Source organism: Dokdonia sinensis (assembly GCF_003688895.1).
Classification (GTDB): domain Bacteria; phylum Bacteroidota; class Bacteroidia; order Flavobacteriales; family Flavobacteriaceae; genus Dokdonia; species Dokdonia sinensis.
Genome location: NZ_REFV01000001.1, coordinates 307492 through 332932 on the forward strand (window position 1 = coordinate 307492; position 25441 = coordinate 332932).

A 25441-nucleotide genomic window follows, 5' to 3' on the forward strand; every position below is an offset into this window, starting at 1 on the left:
AAATCCAAAACCCGCATCTTTGCACAATGGAAATCGCAGTCGTCATATTAAACTGGAATGGAAAGGAATTGCTGGAGCGGTTTCTTCCAGATGTTGTAGAATTTAGTTCGCCCCTTGCGCAAGTGTATGTAGCAGATAATGCTTCGACGGATGATTCTGTTGCATACGTAGAAGACCGCTTTTGCAAAACCTGTGCTGAGCGAAGTCGAAGTAGCGTAATAATCATTCAAAATACTCGTAATGGTGGTTATGCAGGTGGTTACAACGAGGCTCTTAGAAATATCAAAGCAGATGTTTTTGTGCTATTAAATAGTGATGTGCAAGTTACTAAAGGATGGCTCCAACCTGTTATTGAACTTTTCAAATCAGATGCAAATGTCGCTGCGGCACAACCCAAAATTAAAGACCTTAAACGGCCCACGCATTTTGAATATGCGGGAGCAGCGGGTGGCTTTTTAGATAGTTTGGGTTATCCATACTGTCGCGGTCGCATTTTTGTCCATTGCGAGCAAGATAATGGGCAATACGATGATACGATTGAGGTACAATGGGCCAGCGGTGCTTGTCTTTTTGTAAGATCGGACGTGTTTTGGGAGGTTGGTGGTCTGGATGAGGATTACTTTGCCCATCAAGAGGAAATAGACCTTTGCTGGCGTATCAAAAATGCAGGGTACTCTGTAAAAGCTTGTGGAGCTAGTGAGGTTTTTCATTTAGGCGGAGCTACTCTTGCAACAGCAGACCCAAAAAAAAGCTTTTACAATTTTAGAAACAGTCTTTACTCATTAGTAAAAAATGTAAAAGGACTACGGATATTATTCATTCTTTTGATTAGACTTACACTCGACGGTATTGCGGCAATAAAATTTCTTCTGGAAGGAAAACCAAAACATTTTGCGGCCATTCTTAAGGCACATTTTAGCTTTTACGCAAACCTTCCAAAGCTCATAAAAAAACGAAAACATTTGAGTAAAAGTGCGTCGTATGTGCATACCCTGTCAATTGTTAAATCCCACTACCTGTCTGGTGTGAAACGCTATGACCAACTCTAAAATTAAATGATAAAGTACTGTTAATTGCCCTTTTTAACATTTCTTGATTACATACATTTACGTACTAATTTGAAAATATAATAAACCATGAAAAAAATATTGATCGTAGGTGCGAGCGCCCTTTTAATGCTCACTTCTTGTGTTTCTAAAAAAGAATATGCCGCCCTAGAAGCACGCCAAAAGGAGACGCAAGATATGCTTAACTCCGCTACCGTAAAATTGAATAGCTGTCTTACAGATAAATCTGCAGCAGAGGCAAGAGTAGAATCTCTTAGAGATCAGATCGCTTCTCTTAAGGAGAACAACCAGGCCTTAATTAATACACAAGGTAACTTGACAACACTTTCAACCAAAGGGGCAGAATCTCTTGAAAAATCCCTCGAGTCACTACGTGAGAAAGATTTGCAAATCAAGACTATGCGTGATGCAATTACTCGTAAAGATAGTGTAACGTTAGCATTAGTAACCTCCCTTAAAGGTGCGCTAGGTGACCTTAATGATCAAGATATCGAGGTTAATGTTGAAAAAGGTGTCGTTTACGTTTCTATATCTGACAAATTACTCTTTAAGAGTGGACAGTATAACGTAACTGATCAAGCAAAAGCGGTATTAGGTAAAGTTGCTACGGTGGTAAAAGCTAAGCCAGACATCGAGTTTATGGTAGAGGGTCACACAGATGACAGATCTATAAGCAACGCTGTTTTACAAGACAACTGGGATTTAAGTGTAAAACGTGCGACATCTGTAGTGCGTATACTTCAGAATGATTTTGGTGTTCCACCAGAGCGTATGGTTGCTGCAGGACGTAGTTCTTATATTCCTCTAGCGAGTAATGAAACTTCAGAAGGTCGCGCGAGAAATAGACGTACGAGAATTGTTGTACTACCTAAGCTAGATCAATTCTACAAAATGGTAGAAGATGGCATGAAAAAAGCAGAATAGTAACTACTCTGCCTCCTCTAGATGTGCTTTTGAGCATATCAAAAATTACAAAACGTCCAGTTTTTACTGGGCGTTTTTTTATGCCAGCATTTAAAGGTTATTATTATAAGTTACTCCTCATTGGGTATAGACTTACGTACTGAAAGTAAACTTTGCCCTCCGCAACATTAGATTCATAACATCGACAAAATACACTTCTAAACTTATTAATGTTAAAAAAAAGCGTCTTACATCGAATTTTAATGCATTTTAACCGATGAGAATGTATTTCGTCTTAAATTCAACTAACCAAATCATAAGATTAACCATTCAAAAAAGTACCATTATGACAAAAATTACTTCTTTGCTACTTTTAATACTACTTAATACCGTAGCGATAGCGCAAGTATCTACTCAAGAGAAACAAGCGCTACTGGATCTCCACAAAGCCACTAACGGTAATTCTTGGAATACGACTTGGAACCTAGATGCAGATATAGCTACTTGGGAAGGAATTACACTTTTTAGAGATAAAGTGATTGCAATACAACTTGTAGATAATAATTTATCAGGTAATCTTCCTGAGTCATTAGGTAACCTAGTACACCTTAAGTCGCTTAACCTTTACAAGAACAATATCTCTGGTAGACTTCCTGAGACCATCACAAAAATTAAAGGATTAAAAGTACTTAATGTCTCTTTTAACCAACTCACAGGTGAGCTTCCATCAGAACTGACTTCTATGGCAAATCTTGAATACATCGATTTATTCTTTAACCAACTAGAGGGAGCATTACCTCAGAATATTGGAAATCTTAAAAAATTGAGACGACTAAGTATTTATAGCAACAATTTTAGCGGTCAACTTCCAGCGTCTATCACAACACTAGAAGATCTAAGAGACCTCCAAGTAAGCAGTAATGATCTAAATGGTGAATTGCCACAGGGTCTAGAAGCACTCACTTCTCTAAAAAGGCTCAGTATTTTTGACAATAACTTTTCAGGAATTATTCCAGAAGGAATAAACAATATGAATCAACTTGAAGAACTTACTATGGCTTCAAATAATTTTAACGGAAATGTTTCTGGTGAAGCCGTAGCTGCAAACGATTAAATGATTTTACACTTGTTAAACCCCAAATCACTCTAACAGGTAATTTGTAAAAACCTCCTCATCGGGAGGTTTTTTTATTACGTTTATACTGATATATGACCATATATTTATCAGTTTTTCAGATACTTAACCATTCACCCTAAATTTGTTCTATCAAATTAAGATAGAGCGTAAGTAACAATCTACTTGAATTTAATTTGCAACAAAAACGTCCGGCTTTCACCCCTGAAACGTATCTATAATAGATAGACTTTTTTTGCCCAACAACCTACAATAAAGCCTCCACTAGGGAGGCTTTATTACGTTATTTTCATTTTGAGTTTTTTTACACCCTAAAGATTAAATAAAATCTTAGAGTAGATAGAACTTAGCTGAATGAGGGGGGTTATATTTCTAAACCACCCTTACCTTCTCTTATAAGTTGTGGCTCGTCCCCAGTAAGATCAATTACGGTAGACGGGACGTTGTCACCATACCCACCATCTATGACAACATCTACAAGACTTTGCCATTTTTCAAAAATAAGTTCTGGGTCAGTCATATACTCTATCACCTCATCCTCATCATAAATAGAAGTTGAGATTATAGGATTGCCCAACTCCCTCACAATAGCGCGTGTAATAGCATTATCCGGGACGCGAATTCCTACCTCTTTTTTCTTTTTAAACACCGAAGGAAGATTGTTGTTCCCAGGAAGTATAAAGGTGTAAGGACCAGGAAGCGCCCTCTTCAGGATTTTAAAAGTCTTCGTATCTATTTGCCTCACGTAGTCTGAGAGGTTACTTAAATCCTCACAAACAAAAGAAAAATTTGCCTTCTCAAGCTTCACTCCTTTTATTTGAGCAACACGTTCTAACGCCTTATTATTTGTGATATCACAACCTAGCGCATATACTGTATCGCTCGGATATATCACAAGGCCGCCATCTCTAATGATTTTGACGATTTTTTGGATCTCCTTAGGATTTGGATTTTCTTCGTAAAGTTTTATCAGTGTAGCCATAAAAGGATATTATAAATAATGGTTATTCATACGCTTTCGCGAAAGCGCAACCATCAAAATTTCATTTATTCAACTAAAGGTAATTTGGCTCCTTAAAAGTCTGCACGAGATACTTCACTTTCAAGTTTAAGGACGTTACCGCCATCTTCTTGCTCTATATACAGCGCTTTGTTACCTTCTTCCCCGTTACGGGTTACCTCATTACCATCTATAGTGCGGGTTACTTTTTTAGTAAAAGTAGATTTCACTTTTCCGGTTGCGGTACCATTTCCCCATTCCCATTGCACTTTTGTTCCTTCTTTGATCATCGTTTTTCTTTTAAAATTAAAAAAATAAAGAACTAAAACGTTCCTGAATAACGTATCATTAACATAATACTACATTTTTTCCGTTACTATAAAAAACTTTACTATGCGCTTATTTATAATTCCTATATGCCTGCTCCTACTTTTAAATGTTTCCATTACCTCTTGCAGTTCTTCAAATGATGATGCTTCAGAAATTGAAACTACGGATGATTCGGGAGACGGTGACGACTCTGGAACAACAGATGATTCTGGAATGACAGATGAAGACCTAGCTGCTGTATTTATGGAAGATGTTTCTTACGGAGCAAATGCCCAACAGGTATATGATCTCTATTTACCAGAAGGAAGGTCTGCTTCAAAAACAAAGGTGATACTCCTCGTGCACGGTGGTGGCTGGACAGCTGGCGACAAGGCAGATATGGCAGGTTTTGTAAGTTTAATACAAGAAACGTTTCCAGACCACGCTATTGTAAACCTTAATTACACACTAGCGGTTATTCCTAATATTCCAGCGTTTCCTAACCAATATAATGACTTACAAAGAGCCATAAACAAACTCATCGCCGAAAAGGACGAACTGGCTATTCTCCCGGAATTTGGAATGATAGGAACGAGTGCTGGAGCGCACTTGTCTATGATGTATGATTACACGTATGACGAAAATGATCAAATAAAATTTGTGGCAAATATCGTAGGACCTTCTGACTTTACAGATCCTTTTTATGCAGAAGATCCCAATTTTGAGCTGGCTTTACAGTTCTTTGTAGATCAAAGCGCCTACCCCGACGGAACAAATTACGCGGTTGTAAATAGTCCCGCGCGAGTAGTCACAAATACGAGTAGTCCTACACTACTTTTTTACGGCAATGAAGATCCACTCGTTCCTCTGACTAATGGGCAACGACTGGACACTGCGCTTAACAATGCAGACATTGAGCATTCTTTTACAGTTTATGATGGTGGCCACGGAGACGACTGGAGTCAGGCGAGTTACGCAGACCTTACAATAAAACTAAGTCAGTACATTAGGACGTATCTTCCTATTCAATAATTTTAAGCTTTGCAAAGCGCAGTAATAACTTCTTGAGACCCCCGTTTTCAAAATTGATTTCGGCTTTTTGGTCTTGACCTTTTCCTTCAAGGCCAGCGACTATTCCTTTTCCAAAACGGATATGCTCCACAATCGTTCCCGCTTCCAGTTGTCCGGCAAGACTTGGCATAGGGGCATCACTTGATGTGGGTCTTATCTTACGGAGCTTGCGTAGTTGATCCGGTGTGGGCGTCCCTACTTTAGGAGGTGTTCCACTTACGGGTTTTTTGAGTCTAAGTTTACTCTTATCTATATCGCCAAAGATATCTGCATCGACTAGCGGTTTATAGCGATAGCTGTTCATCGGGGTTTGGTAATCCAGATACTTGTCATCTATTTCTTCAATAAAACGGCTAGGTTCTGCATCTACCAGTTTTCCCCAGCGATATCGGGATTCCGTGTAGGTGAGATAGGCCTGCTTTTCCGCGCGGGTGAGTGCTACGTAGAAGAGACGGCGCTCTTCCTCTAGCTCACTACGGGTATTCATACTCATTGCACTTGGGAAAAGATCTTCCTCCATTCCTACGATGTAGACAAATGGGAATTCTAAGCCTTTGGCTAGGTGAATGGTCATAAGGGCAACCCTATCTTCATCACCTTTATCGTTATCCATATCGGTTGCTAGGGCGACATCTTCAAGAAATTCGGCGAGAGAGCCCGTGGTATCTGCAAGTTGCTTTTGCTCTTCTACAAAGTCTCGCATACCATTAAGGAGCTCTTCAATATTCTCAATGCGGGCTACTCCTTCTGGAGTGCCGTCTTTTTTAAGTTCTTGGAGAAGTCCAGTTTTTTTGGCGACGTGCTCTGCCACCTCAAAGGCATCACTTCCCTCATTCATAATCTGGAAGCTCTGGATCATCGTGACAAAATTCTTGATACGAGTTTGCGTCCCACGATTTATGTTCATAGATGCTCCTAGCTGATCTATCTTTTGCATCACTTCAAAAATAGAGCGGTCGTAATGCTTTGCCGCGACAATTAGTTTATCTATAGTCGTTCCTCCAATTCCACGAGCTGGGTAGTTAATGACACGTTTTAAGGCTTCTTCATCTTTTGGATTGATGAGCAATCTCAGATACCCAAGTACATCTTTAATCTCCTTGCGTTGATAAAACGAAAGTCCTCCATAAATACGATACGGAATATCCCGCTTGCGCAAGGCATCTTCCATCGCACGGGATTGCGCGTTTGTACGATAAAGAATGGCAAAATCTCCATTCATCATCTGGTGGTTCATTCGGTTTTCAAAAATGCTGCTCGCCACATAACGTCCTTCTTCCCCATCTGTGGGTGAACGGTGTACGATAATCTGGCCGCCTTCAGGATTATCTGTCCAGACCGTTTTATCGAGACGTGTTTTATTCTTTTCTATTACTGAGTTTGCCGCCTCTACGATATTCTTAGAAGATCTATAATTTTGTTCTAGACGGTACAGCGCCACATTATCATAATCCTTTTGGAAATTGAGTATGTTATTAATGTTTGCCCCTCTAAAAGCATAAATACTCTGGGAATCGTCTCCTACTACGCATATATTCTGGAATCTGTCAGAGAGCGCTTTTACAATCAGATACTGACTGTGGTTGGTATCCTGGTACTCATCTACAAGTATATACTGGAAGCGATTTTGATATTTAGCCAGGACCTCTGGAAAACGATTTAAGAGCTCGTTCGTGCGCAGGAGCAGATCATCAAAATCCATTGCACCTGCCTTAAAACAACGGTCTACATATTCGGCATAAATCTCGCCCACGCGAGGACGCTTTGCCATTGCATCTGCCTCCATCAACTCTGGATTATTTGCATACGCTTTTACCGTAATTAAGCTATTCTTAAAGGAAGAAATCCTATTCTGGATTTGTTTGTATTTGTATACATCTTTATCCAGCTGCATTTCTTTTATAATAGCAGAAATAAGCCGCTGCGAATCTTGTGTATCGTATATCGTAAAGTTGGAAGGAAAACCCAGCTTATCTGCTTCAAAACGTAATATTTTTGCAAAAATCGAATGAAAGGTTCCCATCCACAGGTTTTTTGCCTCGTTACTTCCCACGATACCCGCGATACGTTTCTTCATCTCCCGCGCCGCCTTATTTGTAAAGGTTAGGGCAAGAATATTAAATGCATCTACACCCTGACTCATCAGGTAAGCAATGCGCATTGTGAGTACCCTCGTTTTTCCAGAACCCGCGCCAGCAATGACGATAAGGGCTCCATCTTTATGTAAAGTGGGCGCTCTTTGAGCCTCGTTAAGCCCCTCAATATATACTTCTAGTTTTGAATCCATACCAGGGTGTAAATTACGGTTTTGAAGTGGTATTTTAGAAGCCAAAAACGGTATTTTTAACCGCTTTTTTCAACAGTCAGATTCAGTATTAACTGAACAAGAATATGGAATTGAGTGTTTACGCTTTCGCGAAAGCCTACTAAGCATAGTCCAAATTGCGTACTAAACGTAGTAGAAATAGCGCACCCTCATTAGTAACCAAAATGGAAAAATTTTAGGCTTAGTCAAAGCAACACTTCACTCACCCAAAGGTGCGTATGGCTCATTATAAGTTTAAGAACGTGGATGGAAGCCCTAAGTTTATTGTGAACTAAAACATAACTATTATGAAAACACAGATTATCACAATGCAACAAAATGTTGCAAAAACAATGTTAGCATTTTGCCTTGTACTGAGTCTAGGGCTTATTTCAAACACGGCAAGTGCCCAAACAACTGAACGTACTGTGACGGGTGTCGTAAGTAGTGCTTATGAGAATGTCGCCTACGCAACGGTAAGTCTCAAGGGGGCTTACATCGCAACATCAACGGATGAGAAGGGTGCTTTTACCTTTCCTCAAATGCTTAAAGAAGGTGATGTCCTCACGGTAAGCTCTCTGGGTTATCAGGATCGCGAGGTGACCATAACTGGTGACACGACGTTTATTAAACCATTTCTAGAAGAAATCCCGTTAATAATTACTGCGGCCTTACGCACAGCGCCTTCTGGCAAGGCAACGGATCTGCCAAATAACTAATCATCTATAAATGAGAGTTATCCTTTTCGTAATGTGCTGCATCTTTATGCCCCCGCTCACGGCCCAGCAAAGTGATTTCAAAAACATCGATTTCACACAAGCTGACCAGATTGCGCAGCGGCATCAAGGTGCAGCACTTTATAATATACCGCTTCTTGCGCATAATCTTACGTTCCAACTAGATACAGAGGTAGAAAAATTTAGAGCAATTTACTACTGGGTGACCCACAATATTGAGAATGATGCAAATCTGGTTGATAAAAATGAGTACAGGCAAAAAAAATATAAAGCTACCCCTGAACGTCTAGCCCAATGGAACAAAACCTTTAAACGCGAGGTTTTTAACAAGCTCCGCGCCGAAAAGAAAACGCTCTGTACCGGCTATGCCTTTCTCATACAAACGCTCGCACAACAATCGGGTCTGGACTGCAACATCATAAACGGCTATGGCCTAGCCAACAAGTCTAGATTTAAAAATCTAGATGCTCCCAACCATTCTTGGAATACCGTAAAACTAAATGGAAAATGGTACGTGTGCGATGCTACCTGGTCTAGTGGGTATACGGACGAAACTGGAATTTTTGTCTACGATTATGACGATCGCTATTTTTTAATGGAGGTTGAGGAGTTTGGGAAGAGTCATCTGGTTGGGGAGATGGGGGTTGAGTGGTAGGGTGTATATGTTATGTAACGTGTTGTAGCACGTTATTATTTTTCAGATTCATATCCGTGGACATTCCAAGTTTCTAAAAAATCATAACCTTTATGTCTCAAATATGTAATTCCGTCTATTTTAAATTTCGTTTTAGATAATTTTTCTATTTCGGTCGTGTCCAAACCTACTAAACTGACGAATTCCATTTGTGTTTCTCCATTTTCTTTTATCAAACTAACGATTGTCGAGCTAGAATTCATTGTAATTGATTCATTTCGTTTAATTTCCTCATTATAAGGAATTAATTCCCAAGTTGAAGAGTTTTTTGTTTTATGAAAATCCAACCACAAAATTTCTTTTCCATTAATGTCTTTTTCAGGAATCCAAAATCCATTTAGGTTTTCACGCACAGAATCTAAATCGGTTAAGTCAATTTCATAATCATGTAAAACCAGAATCAAATTACGATTAAAATTTTTTCCGATATCTTCTTTTACTCCTTTTGCAAGGTCAAACATTTGAAGTCCGAAATATCCAATTCCGATAATTACAATTCCAATTATTGTTATTAAAATTCCTTTTTTCATTGATTGGTTCAAATTAGACACAACGTTTAATATAAAAAAGTGGCTGATCAGAAGGAAAGATATGTATTGTTAAAAAGTGTTTTGGTGTCGTTTTTTTAGGCTGAAATTGGTCTTACGTTTATCTGTCCGCCAATTGCTTTCAGCACTTTCATTATGGTTCCGAACTGTGGTTTTGCTCCATCCGATAATGCTTTGTAGAGGCTCGGTCTGCTCATTCCAGTTTGTTCAGCTATTTTGGTCATTCCGATAGCCTTTGCGATGTGGCCAATTGCCACAATCAAATCAGAGCTATCTCCATCTTCAAGGACTGTATTAAGATATTCAGCAATCATTTCTTCGCTGTCAAGATAATCTGCTATATCAAATTTAGTAGTTGCCATTTTATTCGTTTTTTATTTTGTTCCAGATTTCTTTCGCTTTGTCGATGTCCTTTTGTTGGCTTGATTTATCTCCACCAATTAAAAGAATTACGATTTTGCTGTCTTTCTCCTTAAAATACACTCGATAACCTTTGGCATAATTAATTCGCATTTCGCTTATTCCGTCTCCAACAGGTTTACAATCTCCAAAATGCCCGCTAGTTTCGAGTTTCTGAATTCGAAAGAGTATTTTAGATTTAGCCCGAATATCTTTGAGCTTTCTAATCCACTTATCAAATTCAGATGTTTTTTTTGTGATAACCATTTAAGATGTATCCATTTAGATACAAATATAATCAAATATTTGTGTTTGTAATAAAATTTTGGATTTTCCAGAAGGTTGGTTTGATATGCACCACAACTAGTTACATAACCACCAAATTTATAGGTCATTATACCCTAAAGGTAATTGAAAGGAATGAGAATCTACTTTCGCGATACGCTGAAGACGTATTTATGAAAAGCGTACAAAAAACCCTACTGCAAGTCTATCCCAATCCCAAAGAAACTGCTGGACGCTGCACTATTGTAGCGGGCGTAGGCATAATTAAAACGCATCTTATTAATCTTTATGCCAAAACCGGCACTAAGCCCAGCAAAACTACGCTGGTTAAGTATACGGAGTTCCTCGCTACGACGGAAATTGTATCCCAGACGAAGATTAAAACCACTCTCAGGAAAGAGCTCCACACCTACAATCGTGTGGCGTATGATATTGTCAAAAATATTCACCTCATTATTAGTCACGTTACCGTCTAGGTCTGTGGTAGATTGCGCGGTGTTTTCGAAGGCGATGTTCCAGAGTTGTAAATTTTCAAACGTAAGGTGCCAGCGTATGGGAACATTAGGAACTATCTGTGAGATTCCTGCATCTATTTCTAGCGGTAACTTTTCTATCGTATCTACATAAGGTGTAAACTGTGTTCCTATATTACGTACCACAAGTGCCGCATTGAGATCCCATTTCTCATAATTATAAATCACGCCCAGATCTAGTGCTCCTCCAAAAGAGGAATACTGTTCTAGCTTAGAGGAAATGAGCTTTAAGTTTGCTCCTACGTGAAAATCAGAACGCCCTATGTTTACTGCATACCCAAAAGATAAAGCCGTCTCTCCTCCACTAAAGTCATTTGTAAAGTCTCCGTTTTCATCACGACCTACAAAAGTTCCGTAATTAATGTACGTTACTCCCGCGTGCAATACTTGCGTATGACGATCATATAAATAAGCATACGAGGCTGTTCCATAATTAATATCTGCAAGATAATTTACGTAGTTTACGGACAACTGGTTGTCCATTCGGTAATTAATTGTAGCCGGATTATAGAGCGCAGAGTCTGGGTCGTAATCGTAGTTTGTGAGGATTTTACCTCCCATTGCTGCCTGTCGTGGCGATGACATCAAGTTAAGAAACTGATACGTACCGCGCCCTCCTAACTGTGCCAGACAGATTGTTGAGTTTATAAATAGGAAGAAAACAAATAGTTTGCGCATCTAGTAGGACAAGGACTCAAGTCAAAAACGTGTACAAGTATAATATATTTTGATGGTGGCTTAAAATATAAAGGACGGGAGTTTTTTCCCGTCCTCACAATTAACCTTTAAAGTTGGTATTAAAGCTTTTTAGCATTCTTAACCTTTTGCTTAGTAAGGGCAAGTTCCAGCACTTGGCTCATATCACTCACATAATGGAACGTTAAACCTTTAAGATATTCTTGCTTGATTTCTTCTATATCTCTGCGGTTTTGCTCACACAATAATATCTCTTTAATCCGAGCACGTTTTGCCGCAAGAATTTTTTCTTTTATTCCACCCACAGGAAGCACTTTGCCTCTAAGTGTAATCTCACCTGTCATCGCAATACTCTTCTTCACTTTGCGCTGGGTAAATAGAGAAACTAGCGAAGTAAGCATTGTAATTCCTGCACTAGGACCATCCTTAGGGGTTGCCCCTTCTGGCACGTGTATGTGTACATTGTATTTCTCAAAGATCTCCGAGCTTAGACCGAGTTCTTGCGCATTTGCCTTGATATATTCCATAGCAATAGTTGCGCTCTCTTTCATCACTTTTCCTAAGTTTCCGGTGATGGAAAGTGTTCCTTTACCTTTAGACAATGCAGATTCAATAAATAAGATATCACCACCAACACGTGTCCAAGCTAAACCTGTCACAACTCCTGCAACATCATTATTTTCATATTTATCACGTTGCATTCTAGGTACACCCAGCACTTCGATAATATCTTCGTTTGAGACCTTGACGTTATATTCCTCTTCCATTGCAAGGTTTTTTGCACCGTAGCGCACCATCTTTGCAATTTGCTTTTCAAGACCGCGTACTCCGGATTCTCTGGTATACCCTTCGACGATTTTTTCGAGTTGAGGCTTTGCAATTTTTAATTGCTTGTCGTTCATTCCGTGCTCTTCTAGCTGCTTTGGTAATAAATGACGTTTTCCTATCTCTACCTTTTCTTCAATGGTATAACCCGTAACGTTTATAATTTCCATACGGTCACGCAATGCCGGCTGGATGGTATTCAGACTATTAGAAGTCGCAATAAACATTACTTTAGATAAGTCAAATCCCATCTCTAAGAAGTTATCGTGAAACTCAGAGTTCTGCTCTGGATCTAACACTTCAAGTAATGCAGATGATGGATCTCCCTGACTTCCCGTACTTAGCTTATCTATTTCATCTAGAACAAAAACTGGATTACTCGTTCCAGCCTTCCTCAAATTCTGAAGGATACGTCCTGGCATCGCTCCTATGTACGTTTTACGGTGTCCACGTATCTCTGCTTCATCGCGTAGTCCACCTAGACTCATACGAATATATTCTCTTCCCAATGCTTCGGCAACAGATTTTCCTAAAGAGGTTTTACCTACTCCTGGAGGTCCGTAAAGACATAGAATGGGAGATTTCATATCATTACGCAGCTTCAATACTGCGAGGTATTCTATAATGCGACGCTTCACATCATCTAGACCGTAATGATCACGGTCTAAAATGCGCTTTGCTCGTTTTAGATCAAATTTATCCTTACTGAATTTATTCCACGGAAGATCCAGAAACAAATCAAGGTAATTACGTTGTATGCTATACTCCGCCACTTGCGGATTCATACGTTGCATTTTAGAAAGTTCTTTCTTAAAATGCTTTGCAACTTTCTCGTTCCACTTCATCTTTTTGGAACGGGCACGCATCTCTTCCAACTCATCATCTGCCGAGACACCGCCCAATTCTTCTTGGATGGTCTTCATTTGCTGGTGCAAGAAATACTCACGCTGTTGCTGGCTCATATCATTCTGAACCTTGCTTTGTATATCGTTTTTAAGCTCCAACTTCTGACGCTCCATATCCATAAACTTAAGCGTTTCCATCGCCCGTTTCTGGAGGTCTTCTATTTCTAAAAGTTCTTGTTTCTCAGTAACCGTAAGGTTCATATTTGAACTCACAAAGTTGACTAGAAAAGAATTACTCTCAATATTTTTAATGGCAAAAGAAGCCTCAGATGGAATACTAGGAGAATCCTGAATTATACTTAACGCAAGTTCCTTAATAGAGTCCACAACAGCCTTAAATTCTGTATTTGCCAGATCTGGCTTTGTCTCGTTGAACTCAGTAATAGTCGCCGTCATATACGGTTTCTCAGTAAGTACTTCGCTTACGCGAAAACGTTTCTTACCCTGTATAATCACCGTTACATTGCCATCAGGCATTTTTAAAACACGTAGAATACGGGCCACAACTCCTACGCGATGAATATCATCTGCAGAAGGATTTTCTACTTCTTCATCCTTTTGAGCCACAACACCGATCACCTTTCCTCCTTTATTTGCTTCATTGATAAGCGCGATAGAAGTATCCCTTCCTGCCGAAATTGGAATCACAACTCCAGGAAATAAAACGGTGTTCCTTAAGGGAAGAATGGGTAGACTAGGAGGTAACTCTTCGCGATTAATCGCATCCTCATCTTCCGGCGTCATAAGCGGAATAAGCTCTGCCTCGCTGTCTATATCTTGCAATGACAAACTGTCAAGGGTAGTAAATTTTGGTTTAGCCATAATATATGTATGCCACAATGTCGTACAAAAATAATGTACCTGTGTATTTTGAACTGTTAGTGTCTTATTAAAATAACTGAAATACAATCGGTTAACTAGATTGCAAGTTATTCGCTACTCTCTTAAGACAATTCTTGTGCCAGTCGGTGAGGGGTATAAAAAAACCACCTCAAAGATGGTTTTAAGATGATTGGATTTTAAATTACCTAAGCATCCTTATGCATAAATGCCTGCTTGCCTAGCAACTCCTCTTCAGTCTCTACGTGCTCATCATCTGGCACACAGCAATCTACTGGACATACAGCAGCACATTGTGGCTCATCGTGAAAACCTTTGCACTCCGTACATTTATCCGGAATGATATAGTAAATCTCATCACTTATGGGTTCTTGTGCCTCATTTGCATTTACTTCCTTACCGTTGGGCAACACTACATTACCCTCTAAATCCGTACCATCTGCATAGCGCCAGTCGTCTGCACCCTCGTATATCGCCGTGTTTGGACATTCGGGCTCGCACGCGCCACAGTTAATACATTCGTCTGTTATGATAATTGCCATAGCTTTCTTTTTGGGTAACTTTGCGCAAAAATAATGCCTACACGGCGATTTGCCAAAATACTATGAACCTTCAACAAAGAATTAACGCTTTTGACGCACTAGGAACTTTCTTGAGCCAGTTTTCCCGTAAAGAAATTGCTCAAAAAAAGAATATTCCGCACAATGACCTCTTCTTTGATGGATTTAGGCATCAGATGAAACTTGCTGGGGAGCATAACAATTGGTTTACAGAGGAGAATATTCTATACGCCATTGAAGGTTGGTCGCAATCCCTTACTGAGGCTAAATTAAATAAATGGCTGAAAGGTTACGCTACTTTGACTACGCTCAGCACAAATTTCGCGAAAGCGGACTCAGACGCAGCAGAAAAAGCAGATTCTCAAAAAACTGTTGCCGTAATTATGGCAGGGAATATTCCGCTAGTGGGTTTTCACGATTTCCTAAGCGTTCTTATTACGGGACACAACTTCGTAGGAAAACAATCCTCAAACGATAAACACCTCCTCCCCTTTCTTGCCAAATACCTAGAATACGTCGAGCCAGCATTTAAAGGTCGCATCGCATTTACCGAAGAAAAATTACCCGAACACGATGCTGTTATCGCCACTGGAAGCGACAATACCGCACGTTACTTTGAATACTATTTCGGTAAAAAACCGAATATCATACGCAAGAACCGCAACTCTGTCGCAGTTCTGACTGGAAAGGAAACGCAGGAAGAGCTCGAAGCTTTAGGTGAGGATGTTTTCAGATATTTTGGTCTGGGATGTCGCAATGTTTCAAAATTATATGTTCCAGAAGATTACGACTTTGACGCATTCTTTAAAGCGATGTACCCGTGGCATACGATGATGGACAAAGCGAAGTATGCAAATAATTACGACTACAATAAGGCGGTTTATTTAATGAGCCTTTTTGACCTATTAGAAAACGGGTTCTTAATGCTTAAAGAAGATGAAAGCTACGGCTCGCCCATTGCCACTTTATTCTACGAGAAATACAGCGCCCCAGAGGCCTTGGCCGAAAAACTTAGTGCAGATAATGAGAAGATTCAATGTGTGGTGAGTTCACATTTTAGGGAAAGCGATATCACCACCATTCCCTTTGGGAAAACCCAACAGCCAGAATTGCACGACTATGCTGATGGTGTGGATACTATTGAATTTTTGACAACAATTTGACCTATAAATTATCACATTCTTAACGGCTTTTTATATGGTTTTGGGCATCTTTGCAAAAGTTTAAAAACTCACAAAATGAAGAAGCACAACTTTAGCGCAGGACCCTGTATTTTACCTCAAGAAGTTTTTCAAGAGGCATCGCAGGCCATACTCGATTTTAACGATTCTGGACTTTCCATTCTTGAAATATCTCACAGAAGCAAGGATTTTGTAGATGTGATGGATGAAGCGCGCAATCTGGCGTTGGAGCTTCTTGGTCTTGAAGGAAAAGGTTACAAAGCGCTCTTTTTACAAGGAGGCGCAAGTATGCAATTCCTAATGACCGCTTACAATTTGTTAGAAAAAAAAGCGGCCTACCTGAATACGGGAACTTGGAGTGACAAAGCGATAAAGGAGGCAAAACTCTTTGGCGATGTGACAGAAGTTGCTTCCAGCAAAGACGCAAACTATAATTACATCCCTAAAGGATATCACATTCCAGAAGGAATGGATTACTTCCACGTGACGAGCAACAACACGATTTTTGGAACGCAGATTAAAGATTTTCCTACGGTAGATTGTCCGCTAGTGTGCGATATGAGTAGTGATATTTTTTCTCGTGAGCTTGATTTTTCAAAGTTTGACTTAATTTACGCTGGGGCACAAAAAAATATGGGACCTGCTGGGGCAACGTTAGTAGTAGTGCGTGAAGATATTTTAGGAAAAGTGACACGCAAGATTCCATCTATGCTTGATTACCAGACACACATCGGGAAAGGAAGTATGTTCAATACCCCTCCAGTATATGCGGTGTACGTTTCTATGCTCACAATGCGCTGGTTAAAGGAAAAAGGAGGAATATCTACAATTGAAGAAATAAATGGTCGCAAGGCTACCTTATTATATAGTGAGATAGACCTCAACCCATTATTTAAAGGCTTTACGGCAACAGACGACCGCTCGACGATGAACGCGACGTTCAATCTTACAGATGGTGACTTGAAAGAAACCTTTGACGCGATGTGGAAAGAAGCTGGAATAAACGGTCTTAACGGTCACCGTAGTGTAGGTGGTTACAGAGCATCTATGTATAACGCAATGACGATGGACAGTGTAGGTGCGCTTGTAGATGTGATGAGTGAGTTGGAGCGCAAGGCCTAATAAATTAAAAAATAGAAAGTAAGAAAACAAGATTGGAAGTTTAGTTCAATAGTTTTTTTTACGCTTTCGCGAAAGCGTAACCAATGAAATAAAATGTTTAATCGGTGTCAATCATAGATGCCAGCTGAGATATCCGCCTTTACGGATATGACAAAATAGCCGCAAAGCGGTCACTAAATATGAAAGTACTAGCAAACGACGGAATATCACAAACAGGAGTTGAATCCCTTGAAGCTGCAGGCTTTGAAGTAAGCACTACAAATGTGGCTCAAGAACAACTGATAAACCACATAAACGAACACAAAATCGATGTCATCTTGGTACGTAGCGCGACAACGGTACGCAAAGATCTTATCGACGCTTGTCCGTCTATAAAAATTATAGGTCGTGGTGGTGTAGGAATGGACAACATCGACGTGCAATATGCGCGTGATAAAGGACTGCACGTAATTAATACACCCGCCGCATCATCTGCTTCGGTGGCAGAGCTTGTGTTTGCTCACTTATTTAACGGAGTTCGTTTCTTGTATGATTCAAACCGTCAGATGCCATTAGACGGCGACACAAAGTTTAAAGACCTTAAAAAAGCGTATGCAAAGGGTACAGAACTTCGCGGCAAGACTTTAGGAATTATTGGTTTTGGACGCATAGGTCGTGAGGTAGCAAAAATTGCTCTAGGTTGCGGGATGAAAGTAATTGCAAGTGACAAGTTTGTAGGCGAAGCAACAATTAAAGTAGATTTTTACAACGGGCAATTTATCAATGTAGATATTAAGACAGAACCTGTAAACGAAGTACTAAAACACGCAGACTTTATCACACTACACGTTCCTGCTCAAAAGGAATATGTGATCGGAAAGAAGGAGATCGAAATGATGAAAGATGGCGCTGCGATCATTAATGCTGCTCGCGGTGGTGTTATAGATGAAGTTGCACTCATTGATGCGCTAGACAGCAACAAACTTTCGTTTGCCGGATTAGATACTTTTGAAGACGAGCCTAAACCAGCAATTAAAGTACTCATGAATCCTAAAGTTTCCCTTACACCGCACATAGGTGCTGCAACAGGCGAAGCGCAAGATAGAATAGGAACAGAACTTGCAGACCAAATAATAAGTTTACTTAAAAACTAGATAAAGACTGTTTTTAAATCGATAAAAAACAAAATCCGCTCCCGCAGCGGATTTTTTTATACCGGTACTGTATCACTTATTAATAATTCGTAAATTGTTAATCTTAATTAACTAAAAAACAATACGATGTCAGGATTATTAGACCTTTTAAATAGCCCAATAGGGAAATCTTTAATTAGTGGAGCAAGTGCCAAGACAGGACAACCAGAGGACAAAACAGCTGGGCTCTTAAGTATGGCGCTTCCTGTTCTTATGGGGGCAATGAAGAAAAACGTACAAACACCAGAAGGTGCTGCTGGTCTTATGGGTGCTCTTTCTGGAAAACATAATGGAGGAATTCTAGATTCTTTAGGAGATTTAATGGGTAACGGTGGTCCAGACGATGATACGATAAATGATGGTGCCGGAATCTTAGGACACCTTCTAGGAGGAAAGCAACCTCAGGTTGAAAATGCTTTGAGTAGTAAGACGGGAATAGATGCGGGTTCTGTGGCTCAGATACTTAAGATAGCAGCCCCTGTACTTATGGGTGTTTTAGGTAAACAAACCCAGCAGAATAATGTAAGTGATGGTACTGGAATGAACGCACTTTTAGGAAGTATGCTAGGGGGACAACCACAAGAAAATCAAAGCCTTATTTCATCACTTCTAGATGCAGACGGTGATGGAAGCATTCTGGATGATGTTGCGGGAATGGTGCTAGGAAGCAATAAAAAACAAGGAGGACTAGGCGGATTGCTAGGTGGACTTTTTGGAAAATAAGACGGATTTATTAATTGTAAAGCGGCTTTTCTTTATCGAAAAGCCGCTTTTTTTTATTTCCCTCACTCAAATAGCACAATCACTCAATGTAGGTTTTTAAAGGCGGAGACATACACTATCATTGTGTATAACAAAAAAGGGAAGTCAAATAAGCGTTAATTCTTGCTTAAATGGGTGAACTTTCATAAGAAACCTTATAACTTTAATATGATGAAAAACTTACTCTACACTCTAATTCTAGCACTTCTTATAATAGGATGTGCTTCAACTTCTAATACGAAGGACGTTAATAATAGTAGCGCTTCTACATCAGATACTATCCGTATTGCAAACGACAGTCTGGAATATGAAATTATTATTATCGAGCCAGGTTTTAACGCCTGGCTAGCAACACAACCTCCACGTGGATTTTATGGCCAGGATTATCTAGAAATCCGTAATAAAATAATGGTAACAACATACAATAACCGTGTACTTGAGCCATCAAGGTATAATCCAAACATTTACATTCAACAAATAAACTATAACAACTTTGTAGATTATGGTTATGAGGTAAATTACTTGCTTTTTAACTGGTTTGAATTTTTCCAAAAACAATACAACCAGAAATTACGATAATAGTATTTTTGCAGCGCTATGAAAAACTTTAAAAGGCGCTGGGAAATAACAAGAAACTGGCAACTTATATACCCATTTTTGGGATTCGTTGCCACTTTCTTTTGTGGTTACCTTATCTCAAAGGGAATTGTAAAAAAATGGGTTACTCCAGAAACAACGAGCCACCTTGTAGCTCTAATTATAGGAACAATCATCGTTTCGATAATGATTATTAGAATTACCCTTTGGTTATTTACAAAACTTTATAAACGATGGGGAGTGACCTACCGCTGGGAACTTATTGCAATGTTCTTAGTTTTTGCAATAACAGGGTCCACTTCTGGAAAACTTTCTGATCCGCTTATGGAATTAATAGGAATGTCCAGAGATCTCACTAGCGGATGGATATACTGGCCTGTTAGAATTCTGTTAATCTTCCCGATATACCAGGTGCTTTTAGTTATTTTCGGCTGGATTTTTGGGCAATATGATTTTTTTAAATCTTTTGCTATAAAAATGGTTTCCCGCATGGGACTTGGTTTTTTATTTTCAAAACAGTCGTGAGAAATAACACAAAACATATCCTCCAGAAATGGAAAGCAGCTATTCTTATACTGACTTTCCTTATTCCGCTTGGGGTAAGTTTTGCGCATAGCCTCGAGGGGCACGAGCATTTTGATACGTGTAAGGTCGCTTCAGACACGCACGTGCATGAGAATGATCTAGATTGTTCTATAGGAGATATACAGCTTGTAAAAATAGGGATGTACGCTTTCGCGAAAGCGGAAAAAACAATACTCACCATTCCTTCTGAAAACGCATTTTTTTATTCCTACGCTATTGTATCGCTTGATACAAAAATCCTTGCAGACAGAGGCCCACCGCTTGTTAAGACTTGAAAAACTTCAGTTTTAACAAAAATACTTTAAATGAAATTTTACTTTTTGCTCGGGGCTTTGCTCTGGAGCACATTGGGATTTACCCAAAATTGCACATACACTTTATCTGGATATGTTATTGATCTGCACGACCAGTCTACCCTAAATCAGGCTACAATAATCGTAGCTGGATCTGAAGAGGCTGTGACTACAGATACAGATGGAAAATATATTATCACAGGCCTATGTGAAGCAACATATACATTACAAGTTTCCCATCCTGCTTGCGAAACACAGGCGGTTAGAGTTACTGTACGCGGTAATACGACACGTAATATTAATATGGAGCACCATTTGGAATCTCTAGGAGATGTGCAAGTAACGGGACACGCTCACGAGCTCAAGAGTAAAACAGGAACAGAGACCATAGTAGATCATCAAATTCTAGAATCGAGCAGCGCCGCCTCTTTAGGAGATGCGCTGCGCCAGCTAAGCGGTGTTTCCTCATTAAATACTGGAAATACTGTCGTAAAACCAGTAATTCAAGGGTTGCATAGTAGTCGCGTGGTACTAATTACTGATGGCACAAGATTACAAGACCAAGAATGGGGAGCAGAGCACGCTCCTAATATAGATGTAAATGCTGCTGGAGAAGTTACTGTCATTAAAGGTGCGGCGGGACTACAATACGGTGGAGACGCAATAGGTGGTACTATTGTCATTGAGCCCGAAACGATTCCTGTAAAAGATACTTTATATGGTCGGACGATTGTTACTGGCGCTTCAAATGGTCGAGGTGGCTCCATTACCTCATCGCTTACAAAATCCTTTAACAATGGATGGTATGGTGGTGTGAATGGAACCTACAAACGTTTTGGCGATTTTGAAACTCCTGATTATATCCTTTCGAATACCGCTATGTCAGAGAAAGATGTAGCGTTGCGTGTAGGTGTAAATAGATATCGTTTTGGGATAGAAGGGAGTTATTCGATTTTTGACAAAGAATCGGGAATATTACGTTCTTCCCACCTAGGTGGTGCAGAAGATCTGGTGGTTGCTATAAATAGCGATGAGCCGTTTGTGGTAAATGATTTTACGTATGAGATCAACCAGCCGAGGCAGGATGTACGACATCAAATTGCTAAGTTAAATGGATTATATCGTTTTGAGAATTTGGGAAAACTAACCGCGCAGGTAGATTACCAGCGCAACAATAGGCTCGAATTTGACATACGTCGGGATAGTGAAGACACGCGCCCTTCTATAGACTTGCAACTGGAAACATTTACCGCAACAGCAGATTTTGATTACACGGCAGATAATACGGTTACTGCAAAATTTGGAGTTTTGGGGCGATATAGAGAACATTTTCCAGATCCTATCACTGGAGTGCGCAGGCTTATACCAGATTATGAGGCTTTTGATTTTGGTGTATATGCGCTAGGGTCTAAGCAACTAAATCAGTGGACTTTTGAAGGTGGAGCGCGATTTGACTACAATCAGATAAACGCCGAAAAGTTCTACTTAACATCTGTATGGGAAGAACGGAGTTTTGACCAGAGCTTTCCCGAATTTGAGGTTGAGGAAATAGGCAATCAAATATTTACAAGACCAGAATTCTCGTACAGTAATTTTTCGGCGACGGCTGGTGTGGGGTATGATTTTGATGGTGATTATTCTCTTTCGGCAAATTATGCGCTAGCATCTCGGGCGCCAAATGTTTCTGAGCTTTTTTCTGACGGGTTGCACCAGAGTGCTGCGCGTATCGAGCTGGGAGATTTGAGTTTTAATCAAGAGGTGGCACATAAGTTTTCACTCAATTTTACGAGAACTGAGGAAAATTGGCAATTTGCGATAGCACCGTTTGCAAGCTTTATTAATGATTTTATCCTGATCGAACCTACAGACCTACGACAGACCATACGTGGTAATTTCCAAGTATGGGAGTATAGACAGACTGAGGCAAGATTATTAGGGTTTGACATCGATAATGAAGTACGCTTACGCGAAAATCTAACCTTAAAAAACCAGTTCTCATTAGTTAAGGGTCAAGATCTCACGCTAGATGATGCGCTTATCAATATGCCAGCAACAAATACGCGTAACTCGATTACTTATAGCCTGCCGGAGGTTAGCAATTTAAGGTTTATGCTAGAAAGCAATTACGTCTTTAGACAGAATGAATTTCCAGATAACAACTTTGAGATAACCCTTCCGGCAACAGATGACCAAGTGGTAGTAGATGTAAGCACACCTCCAGATGCTTATCATTTGATAAACTTTAGGGGAGATATTGATTTTGCATTAGGGAACAAAAGCAATCTCAATCTCGGACTTATGGTAAACAATATGTTTAATACCTCTTATCGAGAATATCTAAACCGCCAGCGCTATTTTGCCGATGATTTAGGTCGTAACGTGCTGTTGCAAATTAAAATTAATTATTAGGATGTTTTGCTTTTGAAATACACTAAAAACGTATTTATAAAAAAGCGTAAGAATCAACATACAACGTACATAGGAATAAAAGAATGTACATTTTTAAAACAATACTAACACACGCGGTTAAAAACATACCGCACAAATTTTTAAAACAAACAATTATGAAAAATCTAAAAAATCTTTTACTACTAGGAACACTTGCTATTTTTACAATCTCTTGTGGGGATGATGATGACGGGACTCCAGAAGTAATTAACGAAGAAGAGGTAATCACTACGGTGCGTCTTACACTAACACCTGACAGCGGAAGCGTAGTTACATTGCTTGCTGTAGATAGCGACGGTGAAGGACCTAACCCGCCTGTACTTACAGTTTCTGGTAGCCTTGCAGCAAATACTTCATATAGCGGAGATATTGTTTTCTTAAACGAGACAGAAAGTCCTGCCGAAGATATTACTACAGAAGTAGAAGATGAGGCAGACGAGCACCAGGTGTTTTATTTAGCGTCAGATGGCTTAAATGTTACGACTACATACAATGATACCGATGAGGATGGAAATCCATTAGGACTAGATATTACTGTTGCAACTGGCGATGCTAGTACTGGAACATTTACGGTTGTATTACGTCACGAGCCTTCTAAGCCCAACGACGGTACGCTGGCAGGTGCTGGTGGAGAGACAGATGTACAAGCTGTATTTACTGATGTAACTATTGAGTAATTATCTCCGTAAAAATTTGTAAAAAGAGGCTCGACAATGAGCCTCTTTTTTGTTGCTTATTTGTCAGGGATTAAGCTAAATGCTAATCATTAATAAAAGAATTAACCTGTCAGGTTATAGTGACCCCACAGATTTTGAATGTACTATTAAATCTTTAGGGTTACTGCTGTTGTTCGTGCTCTGGTTTTGCAAATAAATCCATATACGCACGGCCTAAAAAGGCTGTAACATCACTAGCTATAAGTCCCTCTACAGCATATTGATTAATAGCTATATCTGCAGCAAGGCCGTGATGGTATACTCCCATTAACGCCGCTTCCATAGGATGATATCCTTGTGCTAACAATCCTGTAATCACGCCCGTGAGCACATCTCCTGTCCCAGCAGTAGATAACCCAGGATTTCCTGTAGTATTTATGTGTAACTTATAATCATAGACTGTGATGGTATGTGCGCCTTTTATTACAATTATAATGTTGTGTTTTTTTGCAAACTTTGCTGTTTTCTCTAGTTTATCAAAATCGTCATCCCACTTCCCAATTAATCGTTCTAATTCTCCAGGGTGAGGAGTTAAAATAGAAAGATCAGGTACCTGCTCCATTAATGAGGGTCGCTTTGCTAGAATGTTTAAAGCATCTGCATCTATAACGATAGGTGCTTTTTGAGCCTTAAGAAATGCACTCATCGCATCTACAGTTTTTTCATCCGTTCCCATTCCTGGGCCTATGGCTATAGCATTTGCTTCGGTTTGGAAATCTATTTCTTCAAAAACCTTCCCGTTAAAGTTATCTGTCTCCACCATTACCTCGGGAATTGCCGTTTGTAGTATGGGAACGCCTATTTGAGGTACATACGCCGTAACGAGACCACTTCCTGCACGCAAAGCAGCTTTTGCAGCAAGAATAATCGCCCCCATTTTGCCATAGCTACCACCTATAATCAAACTATGTCCGTACATACCCTTATGAGTAAATTGAGGGCGCTGGCGATATATACGCTGTATGTCTGGTTTATCTATGAGAACGGTATCTGTTTCTGTATTTGCAAGAAATTCTGGATCTAGACCTATGTCGAGCACATCCCACATCGTAATGTATTTTCCAGTTTCTGGAAGAAAAAAAGCTAGTTTGGGAGATTGAAAACTCAACACAAAAGCCGAGTGTATAATTACATCATCCTTCTGCAAGCCTCTATCTGCATACATACCAGATGGCATGTCTATAGAGAGTACGTATGCCTTAGAATCATTAATCTTTACAAATAGCTTTTTTACCCAATCTTCTGGACATCGATTGAGCCCTATACCGAAAATAGCATCTACGACAATATCATTGGGAGTGATTGCTGGAAAGTCTTCTTCTTTTTTTATGAGTTCTGGCCATTTTTTAGAAGCACTTTTGAGCTCGTCGTAAGCTTTTAAGAAATCTGGAGAACGCTTGTCACTACAGTTAACAATATAAGCGTCTACATTATAGCCATTTTTAAGCAATAAGCGCGCCACCACGAGACCGTCGCCACCATTGTTGCCTATTCCACAAAAAACTTTTATGGGAACCTGCTGCCCCTGCAAGCGTTTGTGCATCCACTCGTATATGTATCCACCGGCGCGTTCCATGAGGTTATAGGAAGGGATACCTTCTTTTGCTATGGTTGCCTTATCTGCTTCATAGATTTGTTTTGGGCTGTATATTTTCATATTGGGTATTAAGTAATTTTCAAGTTTTGAGTAGCGGTAATTCCGCTTTCGCGAAAGCATACCTATTCTCATTGTAATATATTCTCTAAAAATAAC

Annotated in this window: 25 protein-coding genes; 15 read left to right on the plus strand and 10 right to left on the minus strand. The window is 39.7% G+C overall.

What is annotated here, in order from left to right:
* Positions 1-26 precede the first annotated feature (26 nt).
* The 3 genes from EAX61_RS01250 to EAX61_RS01260 all read left to right on the plus strand — a co-directional run bounded on the left by EAX61_RS01250 (position 27) and on the right by EAX61_RS01260 (position 3084).
* Positions 27-1049, plus strand: a complete 1023-nt coding sequence (locus tag EAX61_RS01250) for a glycosyltransferase family 2 protein (RefSeq protein ID WP_121915831.1) — start codon at positions 27-29, stop codon at positions 1047-1049.
* A gap of 87 nt (positions 1050-1136) precedes the next feature.
* Positions 1137-1991, plus strand: coding sequence for an OmpA/MotB family protein (locus EAX61_RS01255; protein ID WP_121915832.1), 855 nt, complete (start codon positions 1137-1139; stop codon positions 1989-1991).
* Positions 1992-2316: 325 nt separating this feature from the next.
* Positions 2317-3084: a leucine-rich repeat domain-containing protein gene (locus EAX61_RS01260; protein ID WP_161555155.1), complete on the plus strand. Its 768-nt coding sequence runs from the start codon at positions 2317-2319 to the stop codon at positions 3082-3084.
* A 385-nt stretch (positions 3085-3469) separates the two neighbouring features.
* Here the strand turns inward: EAX61_RS01260 and EAX61_RS01265 are convergent, their stop codons facing one another.
* The gene (locus tag EAX61_RS01265) at positions 3470-4087 is read right to left on the minus strand and encodes an L-threonylcarbamoyladenylate synthase (RefSeq protein ID WP_121915834.1); all 618 of its coding nucleotides are present in this window, start codon (positions 4085-4087) and stop codon (positions 3470-3472) included.
* Between the two features lie 92 nt (positions 4088-4179).
* Positions 4180-4395, minus strand: a complete 216-nt coding sequence (locus EAX61_RS01270) for a hypervirulence associated TUDOR domain-containing protein (protein WP_121915835.1) — start codon at positions 4393-4395, stop codon at positions 4180-4182.
* 103 nt (positions 4396-4498) lie between these two features.
* Here EAX61_RS01270 and EAX61_RS01275 point away from each other — a divergent pair, with 103 nt between their 5' ends.
* Entirely contained in the window at positions 4499-5446 is a 948-nt protein-coding gene (locus tag EAX61_RS01275; protein WP_121915836.1) for an alpha/beta hydrolase, read from the plus strand.
* Here EAX61_RS01275 and EAX61_RS01280 read toward each other — a convergent pair.
* A complete protein-coding gene (locus EAX61_RS01280) occupies positions 5436-7772 on the minus strand; it encodes an ATP-dependent helicase (protein ID WP_121915837.1) in 2337 nt (778 codons plus the stop codon). The genes EAX61_RS01275 and EAX61_RS01280 overlap by 11 nt on opposite strands.
* Positions 7773-8098: 326 nt before the next feature.
* Between EAX61_RS01280 and EAX61_RS01285 the strand changes: the two genes are divergently transcribed.
* Both EAX61_RS01285 and EAX61_RS01290 read left to right on the plus strand, forming a co-directional pair.
* Entirely contained in the window at positions 8099-8509 is a 411-nt protein-coding gene (locus EAX61_RS01285) for a carboxypeptidase-like regulatory domain-containing protein (protein ID WP_121915838.1), read from the plus strand.
* Between the two features lie 10 nt (positions 8510-8519).
* Positions 8520-9182: a transglutaminase domain-containing protein gene (locus tag EAX61_RS01290; RefSeq protein ID WP_121915839.1), complete on the plus strand. Its 663-nt coding sequence runs from the start codon at positions 8520-8522 to the stop codon at positions 9180-9182.
* Between the two features lie 35 nt (positions 9183-9217).
* On the opposite strand, the gene EAX61_RS01295 is transcribed toward EAX61_RS01290, so the two are convergent.
* The 6 genes from EAX61_RS01295 to EAX61_RS01320 form a co-directional block, all read right to left on the minus strand.
* A complete protein-coding gene (locus EAX61_RS01295) occupies positions 9218-9751 on the minus strand; it encodes a hypothetical protein (RefSeq protein ID WP_121915840.1) in 534 nt (177 codons plus the stop codon).
* Between the two features lie 95 nt (positions 9752-9846).
* On the minus strand, positions 9847-10131 hold the full coding sequence (locus tag EAX61_RS01300) for an addiction module antidote protein (protein WP_054560626.1): 285 nt from the start codon (positions 10129-10131) through the stop codon (positions 9847-9849).
* Between the two features lies 1 nt (position 10132).
* Positions 10133-10435: a type II toxin-antitoxin system RelE/ParE family toxin gene (locus tag EAX61_RS01305; protein ID WP_121915841.1), complete on the minus strand. Its 303-nt coding sequence runs from the start codon at positions 10433-10435 to the stop codon at positions 10133-10135.
* A gap of 212 nt (positions 10436-10647) precedes the next feature.
* Positions 10648-11664, minus strand: coding sequence for a type IX secretion system protein PorQ (gene porQ, locus EAX61_RS01310; protein WP_121915842.1), 1017 nt, complete (start codon positions 11662-11664; stop codon positions 10648-10650).
* 119 nt (positions 11665-11783) lie between these two features.
* Positions 11784-14234: an endopeptidase La gene (lon, locus tag EAX61_RS01315; protein ID WP_121915993.1), complete on the minus strand. Its 2451-nt coding sequence runs from the start codon at positions 14232-14234 to the stop codon at positions 11784-11786.
* A gap of 206 nt (positions 14235-14440) precedes the next feature.
* The gene (locus tag EAX61_RS01320) at positions 14441-14794 is read right to left on the minus strand and encodes a 4Fe-4S dicluster domain-containing protein (RefSeq protein ID WP_121915843.1); all 354 of its coding nucleotides are present in this window, start codon (positions 14792-14794) and stop codon (positions 14441-14443) included.
* A gap of 62 nt (positions 14795-14856) precedes the next feature.
* Here EAX61_RS01320 and EAX61_RS01325 point away from each other — a divergent pair, with 62 nt between their 5' ends.
* From EAX61_RS01325 to EAX61_RS01365, 9 genes are all read left to right on the plus strand, one after another.
* Positions 14857-15975, plus strand: coding sequence for an acyl-CoA reductase (locus EAX61_RS01325; RefSeq protein WP_121915844.1), 1119 nt, complete (start codon positions 14857-14859; stop codon positions 15973-15975).
* 75 nt (positions 15976-16050) lie between these two features.
* A complete protein-coding gene (serC, locus tag EAX61_RS01330; RefSeq protein ID WP_121915845.1) occupies positions 16051-17115 on the plus strand; it encodes a 3-phosphoserine/phosphohydroxythreonine transaminase in 1065 nt (354 codons plus the stop codon).
* A 179-nt stretch (positions 17116-17294) separates the two neighbouring features.
* Positions 17295-18248 (plus strand): D-2-hydroxyacid dehydrogenase, encoded by a 954-nt coding sequence (locus EAX61_RS01335; protein WP_121915846.1) that lies wholly within the window; start codon positions 17295-17297, stop codon positions 18246-18248.
* A gap of 126 nt (positions 18249-18374) precedes the next feature.
* Positions 18375-19010: a DUF937 domain-containing protein gene (locus EAX61_RS01340; protein WP_121915847.1), complete on the plus strand. Its 636-nt coding sequence runs from the start codon at positions 18375-18377 to the stop codon at positions 19008-19010.
* A 210-nt stretch (positions 19011-19220) separates the two neighbouring features.
* Entirely contained in the window at positions 19221-19628 is a 408-nt protein-coding gene (locus EAX61_RS01345; RefSeq protein ID WP_121915848.1) for a DUF6146 family protein, read from the plus strand.
* A gap of 18 nt (positions 19629-19646) precedes the next feature.
* Positions 19647-20171: a DUF6787 family protein gene (locus EAX61_RS01350; RefSeq protein WP_121915849.1), complete on the plus strand. Its 525-nt coding sequence runs from the start codon at positions 19647-19649 to the stop codon at positions 20169-20171.
* The gene (locus EAX61_RS01355) at positions 20168-20506 is read left to right on the plus strand and encodes a hypothetical protein (RefSeq protein WP_121915850.1); all 339 of its coding nucleotides are present in this window, start codon (positions 20168-20170) and stop codon (positions 20504-20506) included. Before EAX61_RS01350 ends, EAX61_RS01355 begins: the two co-directional genes overlap by 4 nt.
* A 30-nt stretch (positions 20507-20536) precedes the next feature.
* Positions 20537-22933 (plus strand): TonB-dependent receptor, encoded by a 2397-nt coding sequence (locus EAX61_RS01360; protein ID WP_121915851.1) that lies wholly within the window; start codon positions 20537-20539, stop codon positions 22931-22933.
* A 155-nt stretch (positions 22934-23088) separates the two neighbouring features.
* On the plus strand, positions 23089-23649 hold the full coding sequence (locus tag EAX61_RS01365) for a type 1 periplasmic binding fold superfamily protein (RefSeq protein ID WP_121915994.1): 561 nt from the start codon (positions 23089-23091) through the stop codon (positions 23647-23649).
* 160 nt (positions 23650-23809) lie between these two features.
* On the opposite strand, the gene EAX61_RS01370 is transcribed toward EAX61_RS01365, so the two are convergent.
* Positions 23810-25417, minus strand: a complete 1608-nt coding sequence (locus tag EAX61_RS01370; RefSeq protein WP_347337917.1) for an NAD(P)H-hydrate dehydratase — start codon at positions 25415-25417, stop codon at positions 23810-23812.
* Between the last annotated feature and the right edge of the window lie 24 nt (positions 25418-25441).

Bases quoted from the DNA above. Each gene is read 5' to 3' on its own strand.
- EAX61_RS01250 (WP_121915831.1), top strand. From the start codon at position 27: ATGGAAATCGCAGTCGTCATATTAAACTGGAATGGAAAGGAATTGCTG.
- EAX61_RS01255 (WP_121915832.1), top strand. From the start codon at position 1,137: ATGAAAAAAATATTGATCGTAGGTGCGAGCGCCCTTTTAATGCTCACT.
- EAX61_RS01260 (WP_161555155.1), top strand. From the start codon at position 2,317: ATGACAAAAATTACTTCTTTGCTACTTTTAATACTACTTAATACCGTA.
- EAX61_RS01265 (WP_121915834.1), bottom strand. From the start codon at position 4,087: ATGGCTACACTGATAAAACTTTACGAAGAAAATCCAAATCCTAAGGAG.
- EAX61_RS01270 (WP_121915835.1), bottom strand. From the start codon at position 4,395: ATGATCAAAGAAGGAACAAAAGTGCAATGGGAATGGGGAAATGGTACC.
- EAX61_RS01275 (WP_121915836.1), top strand. From the start codon at position 4,499: ATGCGCTTATTTATAATTCCTATATGCCTGCTCCTACTTTTAAATGTT.
- EAX61_RS01280 (WP_121915837.1), bottom strand. From the start codon at position 7,772: ATGGATTCAAAACTAGAAGTATATATTGAGGGGCTTAACGAGGCTCAA.
- EAX61_RS01285 (WP_121915838.1), top strand. From the start codon at position 8,099: ATGAAAACACAGATTATCACAATGCAACAAAATGTTGCAAAAACAATG.
- EAX61_RS01290 (WP_121915839.1), top strand. From the start codon at position 8,520: ATGAGAGTTATCCTTTTCGTAATGTGCTGCATCTTTATGCCCCCGCTC.
- EAX61_RS01295 (WP_121915840.1), bottom strand. From the start codon at position 9,751: ATGAAAAAAGGAATTTTAATAACAATAATTGGAATTGTAATTATCGGA.
- EAX61_RS01300 (WP_054560626.1), bottom strand. From the start codon at position 10,131: ATGGCAACTACTAAATTTGATATAGCAGATTATCTTGACAGCGAAGAA.
- EAX61_RS01305 (WP_121915841.1), bottom strand. From the start codon at position 10,435: ATGGTTATCACAAAAAAAACATCTGAATTTGATAAGTGGATTAGAAAG.
- porQ (WP_121915842.1), bottom strand. From the start codon at position 11,664: ATGCGCAAACTATTTGTTTTCTTCCTATTTATAAACTCAACAATCTGT.
- lon (WP_121915993.1), bottom strand. From the start codon at position 14,234: ATGGCTAAACCAAAATTTACTACCCTTGACAGTTTGTCATTGCAAGAT.
- EAX61_RS01320 (WP_121915843.1), bottom strand. From the start codon at position 14,794: ATGGCAATTATCATAACAGACGAATGTATTAACTGTGGCGCGTGCGAG.
- EAX61_RS01325 (WP_121915844.1), top strand. From the start codon at position 14,857: ATGAACCTTCAACAAAGAATTAACGCTTTTGACGCACTAGGAACTTTC.
- serC (WP_121915845.1), top strand. From the start codon at position 16,051: ATGAAGAAGCACAACTTTAGCGCAGGACCCTGTATTTTACCTCAAGAA.
- EAX61_RS01335 (WP_121915846.1), top strand. From the start codon at position 17,295: ATGAAAGTACTAGCAAACGACGGAATATCACAAACAGGAGTTGAATCC.
- EAX61_RS01340 (WP_121915847.1), top strand. From the start codon at position 18,375: ATGTCAGGATTATTAGACCTTTTAAATAGCCCAATAGGGAAATCTTTA.
- EAX61_RS01345 (WP_121915848.1), top strand. From the start codon at position 19,221: ATGAAAAACTTACTCTACACTCTAATTCTAGCACTTCTTATAATAGGA.
- EAX61_RS01350 (WP_121915849.1), top strand. From the start codon at position 19,647: ATGAAAAACTTTAAAAGGCGCTGGGAAATAACAAGAAACTGGCAACTT.
- EAX61_RS01360 (WP_121915851.1), top strand. From the start codon at position 20,537: ATGAAATTTTACTTTTTGCTCGGGGCTTTGCTCTGGAGCACATTGGGA.
- EAX61_RS01365 (WP_121915994.1), top strand. From the start codon at position 23,089: ATGAAAAATCTAAAAAATCTTTTACTACTAGGAACACTTGCTATTTTT.
- EAX61_RS01370 (WP_347337917.1), bottom strand. From the start codon at position 25,417: ATGAGAATAGGTATGCTTTCGCGAAAGCGGAATTACCGCTACTCAAAA.